Annotated in this window: 14 protein-coding genes; 7 read left to right on the top strand and 7 right to left on the bottom strand. The window is 34.9% G+C overall.

Annotated elements, in window-relative coordinates; all coding sequences use genetic code 11:
* The first annotated feature begins 55 nt into the window (after window positions 1-55).
* The gene (locus tag EA772_RS16115; RefSeq protein WP_124914106.1) at window positions 56-601 is read left to right on the top strand and encodes a putative glycolipid-binding domain-containing protein; all 546 of its coding nucleotides are present in this window, start codon (window positions 56-58) and stop codon (window positions 599-601) included.
* A gap of 225 nt (window positions 602-826) precedes the next feature.
* Here EA772_RS16115 and EA772_RS16110 read toward each other — a convergent pair whose 3' ends face one another.
* The 3 genes from EA772_RS16110 to EA772_RS16100 form a co-directional block, all read right to left on the bottom strand.
* Window positions 827-1,009, bottom strand: a complete 183-nt coding sequence (locus EA772_RS16110; RefSeq protein ID WP_124914105.1) for a hypothetical protein — start codon at window positions 1,007-1,009, stop codon at window positions 827-829.
* Between the two features lie 312 nt (window positions 1,010-1,321).
* Window positions 1,322-1,684, bottom strand: coding sequence for a response regulator transcription factor (locus tag EA772_RS16105; protein WP_124910851.1), 363 nt, complete (start codon window positions 1,682-1,684; stop codon window positions 1,322-1,324).
* Between the two features lie 393 nt (window positions 1,685-2,077).
* Complete coding sequence (locus EA772_RS16100; protein WP_246833964.1) at window positions 2,078-4,465, bottom strand: carboxypeptidase regulatory-like domain-containing protein; 2,388 nt, start codon at window positions 4,463-4,465, stop codon at window positions 2,078-2,080.
* Window positions 4,466-4,904: 439 nt separating this feature from the next.
* Between EA772_RS16100 and EA772_RS16095 the strand changes: the two genes are divergently transcribed.
* From EA772_RS16095 to EA772_RS16080, 4 genes are all read left to right on the top strand, one after another.
* Window positions 4,905-5,384 carry a hypothetical protein gene (locus EA772_RS16095; RefSeq protein WP_124914103.1) on the top strand — a complete coding sequence of 160 codons (480 nt, stop codon included), beginning with the start codon at window positions 4,905-4,907 and terminating at the stop codon, window positions 5,382-5,384.
* A gap of 198 nt (window positions 5,385-5,582) precedes the next feature.
* Window positions 5,583-6,461, top strand: coding sequence for a carboxypeptidase-like regulatory domain-containing protein (locus EA772_RS16090; protein WP_168187581.1), 879 nt, complete (start codon window positions 5,583-5,585; stop codon window positions 6,459-6,461).
* 165 nt (window positions 6,462-6,626) lie between these two features.
* Window positions 6,627-7,229, top strand: coding sequence for a hypothetical protein (locus tag EA772_RS16085; RefSeq protein ID WP_124914101.1), 603 nt, complete (start codon window positions 6,627-6,629; stop codon window positions 7,227-7,229).
* A 169-nt stretch (window positions 7,230-7,398) separates the two neighbouring features.
* The gene (locus EA772_RS16080) at window positions 7,399-8,415 is read left to right on the top strand and encodes a DUF6438 domain-containing protein (RefSeq protein ID WP_124914100.1); all 1,017 of its coding nucleotides are present in this window, start codon (window positions 7,399-7,401) and stop codon (window positions 8,413-8,415) included.
* Window positions 8,416-8,532: 117 nt separating this feature from the next.
* Here EA772_RS16080 and EA772_RS16075 read toward each other — a convergent pair whose 3' ends face one another.
* Window positions 8,533-8,973 (bottom strand): hypothetical protein, encoded by a 441-nt coding sequence (locus EA772_RS16075; RefSeq protein WP_124914099.1) that lies wholly within the window; start codon window positions 8,971-8,973, stop codon window positions 8,533-8,535.
* Window positions 8,974-9,427: 454 nt separating this feature from the next.
* Window positions 9,428-10,249, bottom strand: coding sequence for a DUF1963 domain-containing protein (locus tag EA772_RS16070; RefSeq protein WP_124914098.1), 822 nt, complete (start codon window positions 10,247-10,249; stop codon window positions 9,428-9,430).
* Window positions 10,250-11,191: 942 nt separating this feature from the next.
* On the opposite strand from EA772_RS16070, the gene EA772_RS16065 reads away from it, so the two are divergent.
* Entirely contained in the window at window positions 11,192-12,232 is a 1,041-nt protein-coding gene (locus tag EA772_RS16065; protein ID WP_124914097.1) for an IS110 family transposase, read from the top strand.
* A 221-nt stretch (window positions 12,233-12,453) separates the two neighbouring features.
* Here the strand turns inward: EA772_RS16065 and EA772_RS16060 are convergent, their stop codons facing one another.
* Entirely contained in the window at window positions 12,454-13,533 is a 1,080-nt protein-coding gene (locus EA772_RS16060) for a GNAT family N-acetyltransferase (protein WP_124914096.1), read from the bottom strand.
* 169 nt (window positions 13,534-13,702) lie between these two features.
* The gene (locus tag EA772_RS16055) at window positions 13,703-14,125 is read right to left on the bottom strand and encodes a helix-turn-helix transcriptional regulator (RefSeq protein WP_124914095.1); all 423 of its coding nucleotides are present in this window, start codon (window positions 14,123-14,125) and stop codon (window positions 13,703-13,705) included.
* A gap of 893 nt (window positions 14,126-15,018) precedes the next feature.
* Between EA772_RS16055 and EA772_RS16050 the strand changes: the two genes are divergently transcribed.
* Entirely contained in the window at window positions 15,019-15,291 is a 273-nt protein-coding gene (locus EA772_RS16050) for a hypothetical protein (RefSeq protein ID WP_124914094.1), read from the top strand.
* Window positions 15,292-15,293: the final 2 nt, after the last annotated feature.

The raw sequence follows: 15,293 nt of genomic DNA, 5'->3' as shown, positions 1-15,293 counted from the left end.
GTTCCGGCCGAATCTAAAAACGCAAAATCAATTTCATTCGATAGCAATCAATACTATGAAAACAATCATTTGGAAAGGAATTTACTATAAGGCTCTTGAATATTTCCAGTTGTCTGAAACGCATCAGAACTTCACGGTGAAGTCAACAATTATAGGAACTTTTGAAGATAAATTCTATTGGGTAGATTATTCATTGGTTATTGCGAAAGATTGGACATTAACCAGTTTTAAAGTAGAGTTTGAGGTCAATAACAATAAAAAAAGGATAGTGGGAGAAAAAATTAATAGTGATTGGTCAATAAACGGAGAAATGAAGCCGCTATTCCGAAACTTCGACTTTATGGATATTTCATTGACACCCTTCACCAATACACTACCAATCAATCATCTGCATTTTAGTGCTCATCAAAAAAAGATAATCGAAGTGATGTATGTTGATATTCTTAAAGGGTCAATTGAAGCAGTAAAACAAAAGTACAGCAAAAATTCTGACCTTAATTATCACTACGAAAACATTCCAAAAGATTTTGAAGCAGACCTTGATGTTGACGACAGCGGATTTGTCAATCTTTACCCCACTTTGTTCGAAAGGATAGTTTAGCAACTAACAGAATTTGAACCTGCTCTGCAAAGTATCTCTTAACCTAAATTAGTTGGGGTTTATAATTTCATTCGCTTTTTATGTCTATCAACATAGATCGGTGATGATGTCAATTTTAATGATTTAATATTCACTTAAAACTTCTAATGGTTTATACTTAGTAAATGATTTACAGATACCGCCTTCCTGGAGCATGTGAAAAGCAAAATAGCGTAACCCCTCCTGCTACTTTAACTTATAATTGATGCCAAACCTTAAATAATTTGCATTTACCTGATGGTTTGGGTTACCAACGATCCCATCCTGATAGTTTTTTGTTCCAACTGAATATGCCAAGTAAAAGCCATAGTTTTGATAAGTTAGGCCAAATTGTGGTCGTGGTCTTAAATCAAAATCAATCGTTCCCATTTTTCTATCAATGCTTAATGTTGAACCATTGATGAAAATTCAAACTTTTAAATAACAATAAAGTGTTTTGCATTTCAATAATGATTTGCGTTCAAAAAATTTTTATTTGGATAAAATATTTTTATACGCTGGCATTGATGTTTATCATGACAAGCAAAGGCCTTATTAAGGGTAAAAGCAAAGGTTCGTAATCCATTCCAATCTGCCCTAAAGCATAGTATAGGGATGGTTGCTACCTGCATGAGTCAAAAACCTAATGCCTGAAATAATTATTGATAAACAATAAATAGGAAAAAACTGATGGGGCAAAATTTATGATGTAGGCAGAAGACTATTAACTGTCCGAGCGAGCTCATCATAATCGAATGGTTTTAGCATCACTTTATCAGCAACAATCGGAATAGTATATATTTGGGATTCTAACATAGCAGTAATGAGTAATATCGGAATGTGCGCAGTCTTAATTGATCTCTTCAAATCAAAACAAAGCTGTCTTCCATCACATTGATCGAGCAAAATATCCATTACAATAAGTTCCGGATGGAATTGATCAATCATCTTCTCTAATAAGGCGGCATCATTAATTGTTTTCACCCGATGCAATTGTTCTGTTAATTCCAAATGCAGCACGTTAGCATTTCCGGCGTCGTTTTCAACTACTAATATCTTGGCCATGATTACTTTTTAATTGCCCTAAATTTACAGAAAATCCACACAATTTCAATTAACTCATCACTGAGCAAAGACTCAGGGCATTCAGGGGTGCAATCAAGCGACGGAAGATCAAAAATATATCTACACCAATTTAAACGTGTATTTCTGCTAACAGACTTGCTTTTCTCTGTTTTGAATCCATACGAAAGCAATCACTTAATGACAGCGTATTATTGATTTTACTTTCCTGATAAAGGTTTCGTTGACTAAATTGATAACGATCGTATACTGGGTTTGACTTAGGATTATGGATACAAGAGTTTTATATGCCAGTGATTACATCCTTTACATGATCTTTCAAATAAATAAAATCAGGATTTACGCTTCTCAATAGTTTTTAAAGCTATACCTCGTCTACTTTACAGTAAAAAATGCCACTTCCCGCGTAATTTGACCATTGATGCCAATCCCCTCTAACGTCACCTGATACCTGCCTTTTTCATCAGCAGTATAAAAGTCTACTGTTGCCATGCCTTCTTTGTCTGTAATGATATCAGGTTTCCAAAATAAAGGATCACGAAGATCTTTGGCAATGTCGTCTTTCTTAATCGCATAGTTAGGACTAGAAAAAGCTTTAGGAGCAGCAAAACCTGGAATCTTTTTTCGAATGATACCCGTAGTTTGCTCAGTAACCTTTGCGAAGTTTGGATTATGATGATTGGAGGTAAGAAAGATTATGCCAAAGCATACTCCCTGACCATACAAACTTTCGCCAAATTGGTTTGCCATGCCCGCTGCTGTCACACCACCTTTGATAATTTGTACCCCAGTTAGCGATCTTGGATCGATGAAAGATAAATCCTCGATATTTTGACCATTTAATAAAATAAACATTGGGCCTTCTTTTCCTTGGCATGTGCCGATAACTTTATTATTAATTATCCTGACCCCAGCAAACCTGCTTCTGAGATAATCTGTCAAACTGATTATCTTGTGCAGCTCTTCAGCTTCTATGGTATAATCTGGAGGTGCAGCCGCGAAAGGATAAACCGAACCAGGAATGACGGGTCGACGTTTGGCGGCAATTTCAACTGTTTTTAATTTATTAACTTTCTCTTTTGATTGGATAGGATGAGGTTGGTTTTGATTTGATCCTTCGCTTTTTGCTGCTTTGGTTCCGTTCGCGTTTGGTAAATAAGTGGCTTCATCTTCAATGCTACCTACTTCCTCTTCCAATATAATCTGAACATTTTTTTCATTGCCCAGGTTGGTTACCCTGATCACTACCTCCGTACTATCTAAAACGCTGAAGTTTTCAAATTTGAAGATGCCATTTTCATTGGCAAAAGTATCAATCAGCATCATATTTTTTGCCGCAAAAAGGCTCAGTTTTGCGCCAGCCATCGGCATGCCATCTGTTTTCAGTACCTTTCCGCCAATGGATAAGCTTCGTTCTGCTGTAAATTGGGACGGGGGTTGGTTGTCTGTAAATATTTCATCCCAGGAAAAGGAACCCAACCTTTGTGTAATGAGATGCATGTCGAGCGCAGCTTTTCCCGTTTGCGCCTGAGGATCAAAATCAATGCTTTGGTCTTTATTTGTTTCATTGAGAATCAGGCTTGACCAGATTGACCGTCGACTGTTGTTTTCCTCGAGGGGTTCATTTACTTTGGCTACAGCAATAGAATAGCCTCCTACAAGCCCGGCACCCGTGTCATCAGATATGTTGAGCTTGATTTTAACGGGTTCACGGGTACCATATTCATTTCGATCCAGGAATAATGGCTTCGATGATTTCTTTTCTGGTACAAATAAAAACCGGTTCGCAAGCAAAGTATTCTCCATTGAAAAAAGGGCTACCTCATTCAAACCCGAAGGCAGTAAAGCTTTTGGGATTTTGAGTGCTGATGATCCTGAGACAATCGATAGGGGTGTAACATGGTATATATTTCCATTGGCTTGAAAAACCACTCGCACTTCATCCTGGCCTGTCATCGTTTTGGATATCCTTACCGTTAAAGTATCTTCATTAGTGCTGTTTACAGCCAGTATATAGCCCTTATCCTTTACTTTTGGCAGTTCAAAGCGCCTGTTTGCAACTCTTTTTTCTAAAACTGCGCTGTATTTTCCTTGCTGTTTGGGCGATAATGCAAACATGCCCATCCCGGATTCTCCAGTCGCGAACTCGGCAACTTTATAATTTCCTTCGTCTATCACATAGCCATTTGCCGGTATAGGATTACCCCGGGCATCCTGGCTTTTGACCACGACTTTCGACCTCAGCCCGGCAACCAACGTGCCACCTTCAGGATAGAATTGAAGTGAAGCAACCTCACTGGAAGCAGTTGGCAAATTTGCATTTTCTTTTATGCCAATATTTAAATTAAAAGTATAAATCTTCTGAGCGCCATGCTCCATCAAACGGGTATGAACATTAAATGGATAGCTTCCTTGCTTAAACTTTTGAGGGCTTAAAACCAAATGTCCGTTTGCCATACCGGAATTTACCGGAAGCCGTAATTTTTGACTTTGGCCTTCACCGCTTGCGATTTCAACATGCACGAGCTTACTTAAAGCAGATAACTGGTTATTGTAGCCATTAACAAGATAAATTTTATACCAAACGGTATCGCCAATCGCGTAGATTGTTTTATCAAAGTGGACATGAACTTTCTCTTTCGGGTGCTCCTGAAGAAACCGCTCCAGTTTTAAACTTAAATCTTTGTGATGATTAGATTCAATACCATCTGCAAGCGTGGGTTGCTGACCAGCAGAACTTGCAACATTTAATATAATGATCAATAACAACAGGTAATAACATTTGATCATGAAAGCGTTTGTTTTTTAGTATTACTAAGCTAAACACTTAAAGTTAGGCTTACAAGTTTTTCTACAATAGGATAGTGTTGGAGCCCAAATTCACAGATCTTTATCGGGCTGGCAGCTTAGCAGTTATATTTCCAAATCAAAGGTAGTTTGTGTAATTGATGACAAGCTGCACTTTTATGAAATACGTTGCATCAATCAAATTCTCCGAAAGTATTTTGATCTAAAAGTTATGCTGATTAGAAGAAGTATACAAGACCATTCGGATAAGGTTTAAACACGTCAGATATGAGTTGACTAGAGAAAAAATGCTTTACATGAGAACCCACGTAAGATATTTTGTAACAAAAACCCATAAATAAAGTCTTTAATATATGCTGATGGGTAAATGTCTGATTAATAGAATTGTATCGATATGATTAAAAGTTCCTCACGGTTTACGCTTACAGTCCTTATTTCAGGTTTCTTTTTAGCAACAAGTTGTAATAGGGTAAATAATGATCATCATATAGTATTGCTTTTAGAAAAGGAAGTGTCAAGAAATATCGGGGGAAAGATTGAACTTGGAAAGCTAATAAACTTTAAATGGGATAAACTGCTTATCCTTCCTCCGTATACAAATATTAGTCGTGTTGAAAAAACTCATCATATCAGTTTGAACCCCATTAAGCATTCCCGTATTGATATTCGTGAAGACATTAATCAAATTGTGTTTTTCGAAGAAAATAAAATTATCAAAATGATAGAGTTTCCAAGGTCAAGTGGAGACTTCGAAAACGCTCGTCAATCTGAATTGCTTACAAGAGCTAACGCTAATTTTAAGATTTTTGCAACGAACCCACCTCAAAATACACCAAATTCAAAACCTTGGATTATATTAAAAAAAGATCAGTAAATTTCATGGATGGTTAAAAGGTATATTGAATTAAAGCTATATGATTTACAGTTTAAGGAAATCTTTGCCCCAAAATAATTGCCCTCTTTGAAAAATTAATTAACGGAGCATGGTAATTTTTACTATATTCAAAATAACATGTAGGTCTTGATCATTAGCCTTGCATTAACCTCCGAAATCACAACGTTGACCATGCGAATGCAACTCAGATTTTTTTTAAGAGCCCTAACATTTCTATATATCCTACCATTTATCTCGCATGCCCAAATAAGTAATAGATACGGAACAATAGTTGATATAGGCAGTCGTTCGGGTATACCTTATGTATCAATAGGAATTAAGGGAAAAGCGTTGGGTACTGTAGCCGACTCTACTGGCAAATTTAAATTACTTTTGGATAATACGGTAGCACCCTCTGATAGTGTAATTTTTATGAGGGTGGGATACCATACCCTTGGAAAGACCATTTCCGAACTAAAGGATTCCCCATGGGCAATAACCATGGAAGCCTCATCTGTACTATTAAATGAAGTATCCATAAAAGCCTCTAAACAAACGATAGAGACCTATGGACGTACCCCTGCATCCATATACCTAACCCCCAAAGCTTATATGAGGGTTCCAAGAACCAGTGATGTTAGTGGACTTGAACAGGCTACAATTTTAGATATTAACAATCAAATATTGTTAAAGGAAGTTGACTTTTTGTTGATTAGAAATAATTTTGCTAATCTTAAATACCGTATAAACTTATATTCTGTAAAGAATGATCTGCCGGATAAAATCATTCCGACTAAGGATATCATTTTTGAAACATCTGAAACCAGGGGATGGAAAAAAATTGATTTGGAAGACTACAATATTGTGCTAAAAAATTATAAAAAAGTTGCAGTTTCAGTACAATTGCTTGATGCCAAACTAAAGGATGACGATGTAAATAAAACCTTACTCCTTGTCCCATCATATCCATCACCCTTTAAAAAAAGTTTTTTCCGAGAGAAAAGCGAAAGTGAATGGACCCCATTAAAAAACACTTTTTTGTATATTAATTTCCAGGCTTATAAATTAAAGGATTAAGCGGTAGAGAGTTTTGCCAACAAAGGCAAAAGAAGCTATGTAAGATAAAATACAATCCATTAACCTCATGCCACCTTAAATTTAATCATTAATCACCAATCAATTATATACTTAACGGAACAGAGTAAATAAATTGTAATAGATAAAGACCAATCACTTCGTAACATGCTTAAGAAACTGATAATTTTCATCTTAACTTTAACAATATATGACTTGAATGCACAAGTTCTAAATTGTAAGATATCCGGATCTTTTAAAGAAAAAACTGACTATGAATTTGCTCATATAAGTAATCCGGAAACAAAGAAAAACTTAATTACCAGAATAAATGACGGCAAATTTAATTTTACCGTTGCTAAGCCTCTGGAAATAGAAGTTTGTTTCCTTTATTTCGATAAAGATTCAGTGAGTGATTATGAAGAGTTAATAAAAAAATGGGAAGGTCTCCAAAGGCCAAAAATGATCGCAATTGAGGATGCGAAGATTTTCGTCAATAGTGATGCTAAAACTTCAGTTGTAGAAGGTGGAGAATTTAACACTCAAATTTCAAAATTCAACCAAGCTACTCGAACAAGAGATTTGAAAATCTTCTTAGATGTCTACCCTGATTCTCCCCTAGCTATAACCTTATTAAGAGCTAATGTAATCTTACTTAAGATGCCAGAATATTATGACGAGAACGAACCTAGCGTACCCTATAATAAATTATCTGAACGTTTAAAAAATTCACCTCAGGGAATGAAAATTAAAAAAGACCTTCGACTTTAGCAAACGACGGTCATATTCAAATTATTTTAGCCGATATCATTTTAAAAGCCTCTTATAAAAAAACTTATACAGCCATTTTTCGGTTTCAAAAAAAACGAAGAAAAAAATTCTAAATTTAATCAATACCGCAATCCACACCATTTAAACTTAATAGGTAAAATAAAATAACATGCGCCACTATGTAATATTGATATTTTCAATTTTCTTTTGGAATTCGGCCGCTTACGCGAATAGGATTGATGATTTGATTACTGATTCCGATGTAAATACTTTCGTAAAGTCGGAAAATCCCGACTTTGCAAAAGATAAATTCGGAAGGTTTCAAGTACAACCAACGGATTCACTCTTAAAAAATCTTAAATGTGATGGCATACTTGCCAACTGGAATATCAAAAATTGGGAGAAGGCAGATGTTACCAATGATGGTTTAACCGACTTGGTTTTTATTGCATATTGGTATGATTACATCAACTATGTTTTCATAGATAAAGGAAATAATAAATTTCAACTTTTTAGATTTTCTAAGAATTCATTTGAAAACTGTGAGCTGATAAAGCCCATAAAAATTGGCACAAAAAACTATTTAAGGCTCTTTCGCAAAACCCAACAACCTGACTTTGAAAGCAAAATTCCTTTTTCCTATAAGGAGGTGCTGATTACAGACACGCTAGTTTTCAAATATAACAGCTTCATTGAGTTGGAAGTACCTGTAAACGATAATGTAAAATCTATCGAAATGAATGCTTCAGGTTGTTTTGGCAATTGCCCGGTATTTAATTTAACGCTGTATCATACTGGTAAAGGTGATTTCGAGGGGATTGCATTTACCAGAACCAATGGCAAATCTTCAAAAATTTTATCGTTGAATACATTTAAAGAATTATGTGACTTGGCAAATTACATCAATGTAAAAAAGTTAAATGATCAATACCAGGTGCCATGGACTGACGACCAAACAGCCACCTTAACGATAATCTTTGAAAATGGTTTTAAAAAAAACCATCAGAGATTATGGCATGCAAGGAACATTCGGATTGAGCGCTTTGTATTCAAAAATGACGGCTCTTGCAGTAACCTGGTGATGGATGAAAACTATGTTTTAATATTAAATGAACTTCCATCACTGTTAATTCCATCCGAGCAGATACTTTTATTGAAGAAATTAAATGTTCAAAGGCTTTGCTGAACTGGTTTCTTTTTTATTTATTGAAAATCACCTTTTTCATTTCAAATGGAGAAAATTGCTTCACAATCTGACATGAAGTGATATGGAATGAGGTTTGGGTTAACAATAAATTTAAGATTAATCCTCAAAAATTTCAATCATAGGAATTTTATCAGTAATGATATTAACAATAATATTTTGAGCATATACACAATAATGTTTAAGGTTCTGTAAGCTAAGGTCATCAAAAAAGATTCGAAGATCAGTCCACTGATTCAAATACTCCATATATTTAGAGCCTAATAATTCTTTTAGTATAAGTGATTTGAATTCATTTGAATACTTTAACCCTTCTCTGGTTTCATCTGGAAGATTTTCTTGCATTACCATATACGACTGAACACTTGTAAATGAGAATTTATAGGTAAAGTTTTTAGCCTTATAATGCGACAGAGATACACTAGGTATCTCAGTGTTTAATGGAAATTTTATTTGAATAACTCCAAAATCTCCCCCATTTTTTTGAGCAGTAAATCTATGGAATATATCTTCCTGCATTTCTTGTAATGATACGATCATCAATAATCAAATTAGATACTAAATTACTTTTCTATAAATGAAATAGACCAGTTTGATCTTAGGATCATAAACGATAATTTTAAAATTACACTTATTGTTCAGGATAAAAATTTTCAACCAATTTTGGATTTGATGATATCACACACGCAATAAACACCTGTCTTTTGTAGGTACCGATCCATTCACCTTTTCTATGACTTTGGAGTGCGCAACCGCTTAACAGAAGTGTCGGAATAATCAACATTAAATTTATTTTGTTTTCCATAAACGAATTCCCATACATTAATGTAAGCCACCCCTGTTTTCTATTTTGTGGTCAACAAAATAGCATTATTATCTTTAAAACTATATATATATCCAAAGAAATGGATGGGTTAAAAAAGGGGTTACCATCCCTTTCCACGCAGTCAGCGGCTAAGGGCTAGACAGGCCCAACTATGGTATAATCTAATCACTAGGTAGTTTGCATCACCAGGATCACATTGTCAAAATTCTCTTTAGCTAAATCTTCTTCATGGATACCGAAGTAAGCAACGCTATCTCCAAAATGATCAATGCCGATTTTTGGATCGCTAAAATCCAACTGAAGCAAAAGTACAAACTGATCTTCCACCTGGTTAATGCGATCCATTTGCTCCTTGGTGATAGCATCAATGTGATCAATACCTAAATATTTCGCAGCCCACCAAAACCTTACTGTACCTTGAACAGCGTTTGGATGCCCTAATATTTGATGCCCGATATCAGTCAATGCCGATGGGGATTGAAGTTCCATTTCAAGCAATTCCATAAAAAATAAATCTTCATCACTAATATTATTTTTAACAATCAGATTTTCCTGATAAGAAGGAAAGGCATAATGTTCGACAAAGGAAATAGGCAATGCTGGAATTTCCTCACTTTTTCCATTAACATTGCCTTGTATCGTACTGTTGACAAACACCACTTTAAATTCATTTTTTTGGTCAGGATAACGGTTGCCAATATCATTTAAGAGTATAAAAAAACATAGCAGGCCACTCTTAGGTAATAATTCATTCAGGTAATGAATATCATTTAAGGAAATTTGTGCTAGAAAGATTAAGGGAACATTATTAAATAATGGATAGTGCTGATCAAAGATCGTGGGCGCTCCTCCAATCTGCGACCTTGATTGCTTTATTGCAGCAGACTCATCCAAACTGAATTTTAAAGTGGGTAGTAATAATGATATTATTTTTTGCCCGTTTCCAGCTTTTGTATTTTCTATAAGTTTAATAATTTCTACTTTCTCCATCAATTTAGAAAATTAAATCATTTAAGTGAATGTAGCATGATTGATTAAAGCTTGTTTTGCACCAATAATGATATTCGTCACATTCGTAAATATAGCATCAAACATACTTTTAATAAGTCATTTACTGAATTGTTATTTGAACTGTTTAACGCTTCGTTTTTAGGACAATATGACAGGGAATTTTCAAATAATTGTAAGGAATTTCTGATAACACCATACTGTATGAAGCCAAAACGTTTACAGTAGCCAAGTGATGTGATTAGCACATTCAAAAAAAGAAAGTTTATCTAAAAAAGGCCGGTAAGCAGTTATTGAATTTTAAATTTGTGAATAGATATTTAAAGCATATCAAATCTCAAAAACGAAGATATCCCTCCCCTATTAGCTAAGCTTATATGCAGTATTTCGCAAATAGAAAATTGTAGCATAAAAGCGAACATTTTGCCTGTCTTGAACCTCATAATTTTGGAGTCACTATATGTTGAACCAAATAGCTGATTAAGTCATCTCACACAAATATTAAGGGACTTAAAGACCGAAGTATTTTGCCAGTGCATAAAATTGAAAAAATGACGTTTCTTCATTGAGGCGATGAGCAAAAATACTTGCATCAGTCAACGAACAAAAAAAGCTTATGTTGGTATAAGTTAAAATAAAAAAAAACAAGTGGATTTGTGATGAGTGTAATTCCTTAAAATTTGTCATCACAAAATAATTAGACTTCAAAGAAAAATGTCCCTTAATGCGAAGTAATTATTGAAATGCAATGAGTTAGAATGACCTATGTATACCATCAAGACAAAGACTTACGGCATGATTAAGGATTTTAAGTTTTGCAGGAGATAAGTATAAACATTCAGTTGGGTTGAATCAATATCAAAATGAGGATCAAGACCTATATTACGATGAGATGCCCAACTGTCAAGGGACAACTATTTAAACATGAAACGATATAAATACTTTATTGGAATTGATGTTAGTAAATTGACCCTTGACTTTGCAATTATGAATGTAGAAAAACTGATCTATCATAAAAAAATCGCAAATGACGACACTGCAATAGCATCGATGCTCGTTGAGCTAAAAGAAATTAATGGATTTAAGCTATCAAATTCAGTGTTTGGAATGGAACATACCGGAATTTATTCCAATAAAATCCTGAGTATGCTAGAAAGGAAAAAAGCAAATATTGTCTATGAAAACCCCACTCATATCAAAAACTCACTAGGTAATTTAAGAGGTAAGAACGACAAGCTTGATTCCATAAGAATTGCCACTTACCTCAAAAAATTAAAGGATGATTTGAGGTTATGGCAAGGAAAGCGAAAAATCATTCAGGAGCTTGCCAGCTTAGTCGCATTGAGAGACAGGCTTGCAAGAACAAAAAGAGCACTAAAAACGCCATTGAAAGAAGATCTTTTATTTATTAGCACCAAATTTGCAATTCAAAACGAAAAGTTTTCATCAAGAACCATAGACGCCTTAGAGGCTGATATCCATATCTTAGATGAAACTATTAACTTATTATGCTTGTCCGACCCTAAGATTAAAAGAATGATGGATATTATCACATCAATTCCTTGCGTTGGGCACTTTACGGCGTTACAGATGATCATAACTTCCAACGAATTCGAAACCATCAGTAGTCCTAAACAATTTGCAGCTTATGCAGGTTTGGCTCCCTATCCAAAACAATCAGGAACCGGGCTGCAAGCCAAGAGTCATGTCTCAAATATTGCTAATAAAAAAATGAAAACACTTTTGCATACATGTGCAATGCTATCTAATCGTTTTGTGCCTGAAATTCAAGCTTACTTCAAAAGAAAAACTGAAATAGAGGGAAAACCGAAGATGCTTGTTTTTAATGCCATCAGATCAAAGCTCGTCTTAAGGGTATTTTCCTGTATTAAGCAGGATAGACTGTATGCAAAAGATTATCATTACAAAAGTGAAAAATTAGATTTAATGACAAAAAAAACATAATGTAGCATCTAGCTGCGCCTTGGAGAAAACAGTAGCCCGGATCGGAAATTTGAATAGACCTACGTCAAGAAAACCTGATTGCAGGGCTTCAGTTCTCAATGAATTTGATGTTACCTACTGGAACAATCACGCAAATACAAGTTTATTAAAAGAGAGTGAAACGCACCTTACAATCGTAATTTAAATTGATTGCTATCCAATATTATTGTGCGCTTATATCATTAGAAATCACTGAGGTTTGAACCTGGCAACTCACCAGAAGACAAAATGATACCTTTGGTATTTGGAGGAGTTCTATATACCGGGAAAAAGCCTGAATTCCGATCTTGGCGCTCTGCAAGTTGGTTATAAGCGTCTTTATTGGCGATAAAGCACCAAGTGTAATCTTGTAAAGTCAGTGGAGAAAATGAAGCTTTAAAACGGAACAAAGAATCCTCTTCACCACCAACTCCACCACCCATATGAAAATACCTCATTCCTAATTTCCTTCCTAAAATGCTAATTTCATCAGTGAGTAGCTTACTAGGAGATTTGCGTATATGAGATTCAATTGTGGCCGACAGATGGTTTCGGATGATATTGCGGAAGTATAACACGATGGAACCGCAGATCATTAGCCCATTATCGAATATAGCGATAAGCTTACTACCTGACTGATTATTCTTTAATAAGGCTGTGAAGTATTCCTCACTATAAAAATAACTGGCATCCGCTTGCAAACGTGTCATATTTTGGTTGTAAATCATTGTAAAAGCCTTGATATCATCGGGTGATTGTGTGTCTCTGATTGTATATCCTTCTTTTCGTAACTGACGAATCTGCCTTGCCAACCTTTTTTCATACCCTGCCCTTTGTTCGTCTAGAGAAATAGTCAGATTCACATAAACAGTTCTACCATTATCACCTGGCTCAGCTAAATCGGTTAAGAACGGTCTTTGTTCTAAAAAAGGATTAAGCCGGGAGAAGACACAAACGCACTTGTTGACAGACATGAATTCTGTGAAAGCGACTTTGAAATTTTTCACAAAAGACATGCTCAGCTCTGCAATTCTTTTACTCGATACAGGACCTCCATAACCATAAGTAGTCGTTAAATCGAAATGTTTAGAGTTTTCAATTGCCCTTTTTACCAATGGAAACGCTATAAAAGCATCCTTATCTTCATAAACAAATAAAATTGGCTCTCCCCCCTTTTCTAAGGTGTGGTAATGCCAAGTATGGAAAAAATCAGCATCAACTGCATTATTAATGTAATGGATCCACTTGCTTTCTTGCTGAATGGATATAACCTGATAGCACATGATTTATATAGGGATTAATTGTTACAAGCAAATCGCTGCTCATTTTTAATCTGAGCTCTTGTATGGTAAAGTTTGATAAATAAGGTCTAGTTGCTCATAATATCCAGTACTTTTATAATATATTGAAATGGGCAGAAAAATATTTTGTTTGAAACAGAATTGAGATACGCTATTTCACTCTTTTTGAAAGAGTTTCATTATATTTTTCCAATAAAAGTATATATTTAAGTATCCAATGATCTACGTCTTTAGATTCATCAGGATGACAATTTTTAAAACTTTTATTTACATTACTTTCAACTTTCATATGAAATAATTCAGGGAATTCTTCGCTGAAATCATGGTTGATAAAAGTGCCGATTTTGAAAAGCACATCTGAAGGCAGGGACTCTTTTTGAAACCAATGATATATTGTACATCTGCTAATGTTCATATATTTGGCTAATTTACTAATGTTGTGGCCACGCCTCCGGATTATAGTTTCGATGATATTGCCTCCGTGCCGGTGGTTTCGCGGAGCAGTTACTACCTCTCCAATTTCTTTGTTTGATATAACACCCGGATAAACTCCATTTGACATAGTAATACTCATAATTGTCAAGAATTAAATAATTCAATATAGATTTGATAATAAAGTTCATACAAAGTTCATATTGTGATGATGATCTTTGTCATACGAATCGATGATCGTGATTGGAGCTTTATAAGGTAACAATAAATAATAAAATTCTATACAGTGCTAGCTAACTTCACAAGGAGGATAACCTTTCATTGAACCTTTACTGCACCGCATTTCCTAATCTTATTGCAAGCTTCAATCATCTAAGGGCGCTCAATTATCAGAGCGGTATCGAAACGTAAACAATTTACTTGAGGAGGAACCAGACAGAGTAACAATTATTATATGCTATGACAAATGTCATCAATAACTGTCTTTCGACGAGATCGATTTATCACTTGAAGTAAAATGATGAAAAAAATTTTGATTGCGACCGGTTTTTTTGTCAATTCTGCGCTGCGATTCGACTTGGTCATAATGTTGCGTGTCAAGAGATCAAATCTTGTAATTGTCCATATCTCCTAGTTAGAAAAACCTTGCACTTGGCGAAACATTTGTCAAGGGAAATTTCGAAAACACCATTATGTCAGGATATGTATATTGCGGTCAAAATTAAAATCTACAATGATTGTTATTTTTATCCGCAAAAGAAAAACATATGGAAAAACTATATTTGTCCCCGACGATAAAAAAAACTTCATCTTTTTATTCCAAAATCTCGGTCATGAGTTTTAAAAAATAACTGCAACTTTTTTGCTCAAATCTTTATTACCAATCACATTCACATTTCCGCATTGTCCAAATTGCAACCTTTACCCATTATAAACCTGAACTGAACTTTAATGAGTATTGCCATATTTCAGACAATACATAGGCTTTTGAATTATTAAAACTTCCTTATCAGCAGGAACCTACCGGAAGTATTGATGAAGATCGGTAAGTGCGAAACCAAATATGGGGTCAAAGTGCTCTCTACAAATGACAGGATTGATCTGGACACCTCTGACCCTAATGTAATCATTAAACGTGCCTTTGAATACATGATGGCCAACAAGAAGTTGTTTAATATTCCAAAACGTGCAATGTATCACGATTTAACCAGAACAAACAGGTACGCTAGACATGAACTATTAATAAATTGTGTCAATGGTAGACTGATCAGCGTTCCACCTTTCAGAGACTTCCACAGAAATTTGTAAAG

Source organism: Pedobacter sp. G11 (assembly GCF_003860265.1).
In the GTDB taxonomy this organism is placed as follows: domain Bacteria; phylum Bacteroidota; class Bacteroidia; order Sphingobacteriales; family Sphingobacteriaceae; genus Pedobacter; species Pedobacter agri.
This window is presented reverse-complemented; position numbering and strand designations above follow the sequence as displayed.

Coding starts and splice junctions, on each gene's coding strand:
- EA772_RS16115 (WP_124914106.1), top strand. CDS start 56: ATGAAAACAATCATTTGGAAAGGAATTTACTATAAGGCTCTTGAATAT.
- EA772_RS16110 (WP_124914105.1), bottom strand. CDS start 1,009: ATGGGAACGATTGATTTTGATTTAAGACCACGACCACAATTTGGCCTA.
- EA772_RS16105 (WP_124910851.1), bottom strand. CDS start 1,684: ATGGCCAAGATATTAGTAGTTGAAAACGACGCCGGAAATGCTAACGTG.
- EA772_RS16095 (WP_124914103.1), top strand. CDS start 4,905: ATGATTAAAAGTTCCTCACGGTTTACGCTTACAGTCCTTATTTCAGGT.
- EA772_RS16090 (WP_168187581.1), top strand. CDS start 5,583: ATGCAACTCAGATTTTTTTTAAGAGCCCTAACATTTCTATATATCCTA.
- EA772_RS16085 (WP_124914101.1), top strand. CDS start 6,627: ATGCTTAAGAAACTGATAATTTTCATCTTAACTTTAACAATATATGAC.
- EA772_RS16080 (WP_124914100.1), top strand. CDS start 7,399: ATGCGCCACTATGTAATATTGATATTTTCAATTTTCTTTTGGAATTCG.
- EA772_RS16075 (WP_124914099.1), bottom strand. CDS start 8,973: ATGATCGTATCATTACAAGAAATGCAGGAAGATATATTCCATAGATTT.
- EA772_RS16070 (WP_124914098.1), bottom strand. CDS start 10,249: ATGGAGAAAGTAGAAATTATTAAACTTATAGAAAATACAAAAGCTGGA.
- EA772_RS16065 (WP_124914097.1), top strand. CDS start 11,192: ATGAAACGATATAAATACTTTATTGGAATTGATGTTAGTAAATTGACC.
- EA772_RS16060 (WP_124914096.1), bottom strand. CDS start 13,533: ATGTGCTATCAGGTTATATCCATTCAGCAAGAAAGCAAGTGGATCCAT.
- EA772_RS16055 (WP_124914095.1), bottom strand. CDS start 14,125: ATGAGTATTACTATGTCAAATGGAGTTTATCCGGGTGTTATATCAAAC.
- EA772_RS16050 (WP_124914094.1), top strand. CDS start 15,019: ATGAAGATCGGTAAGTGCGAAACCAAATATGGGGTCAAAGTGCTCTCT.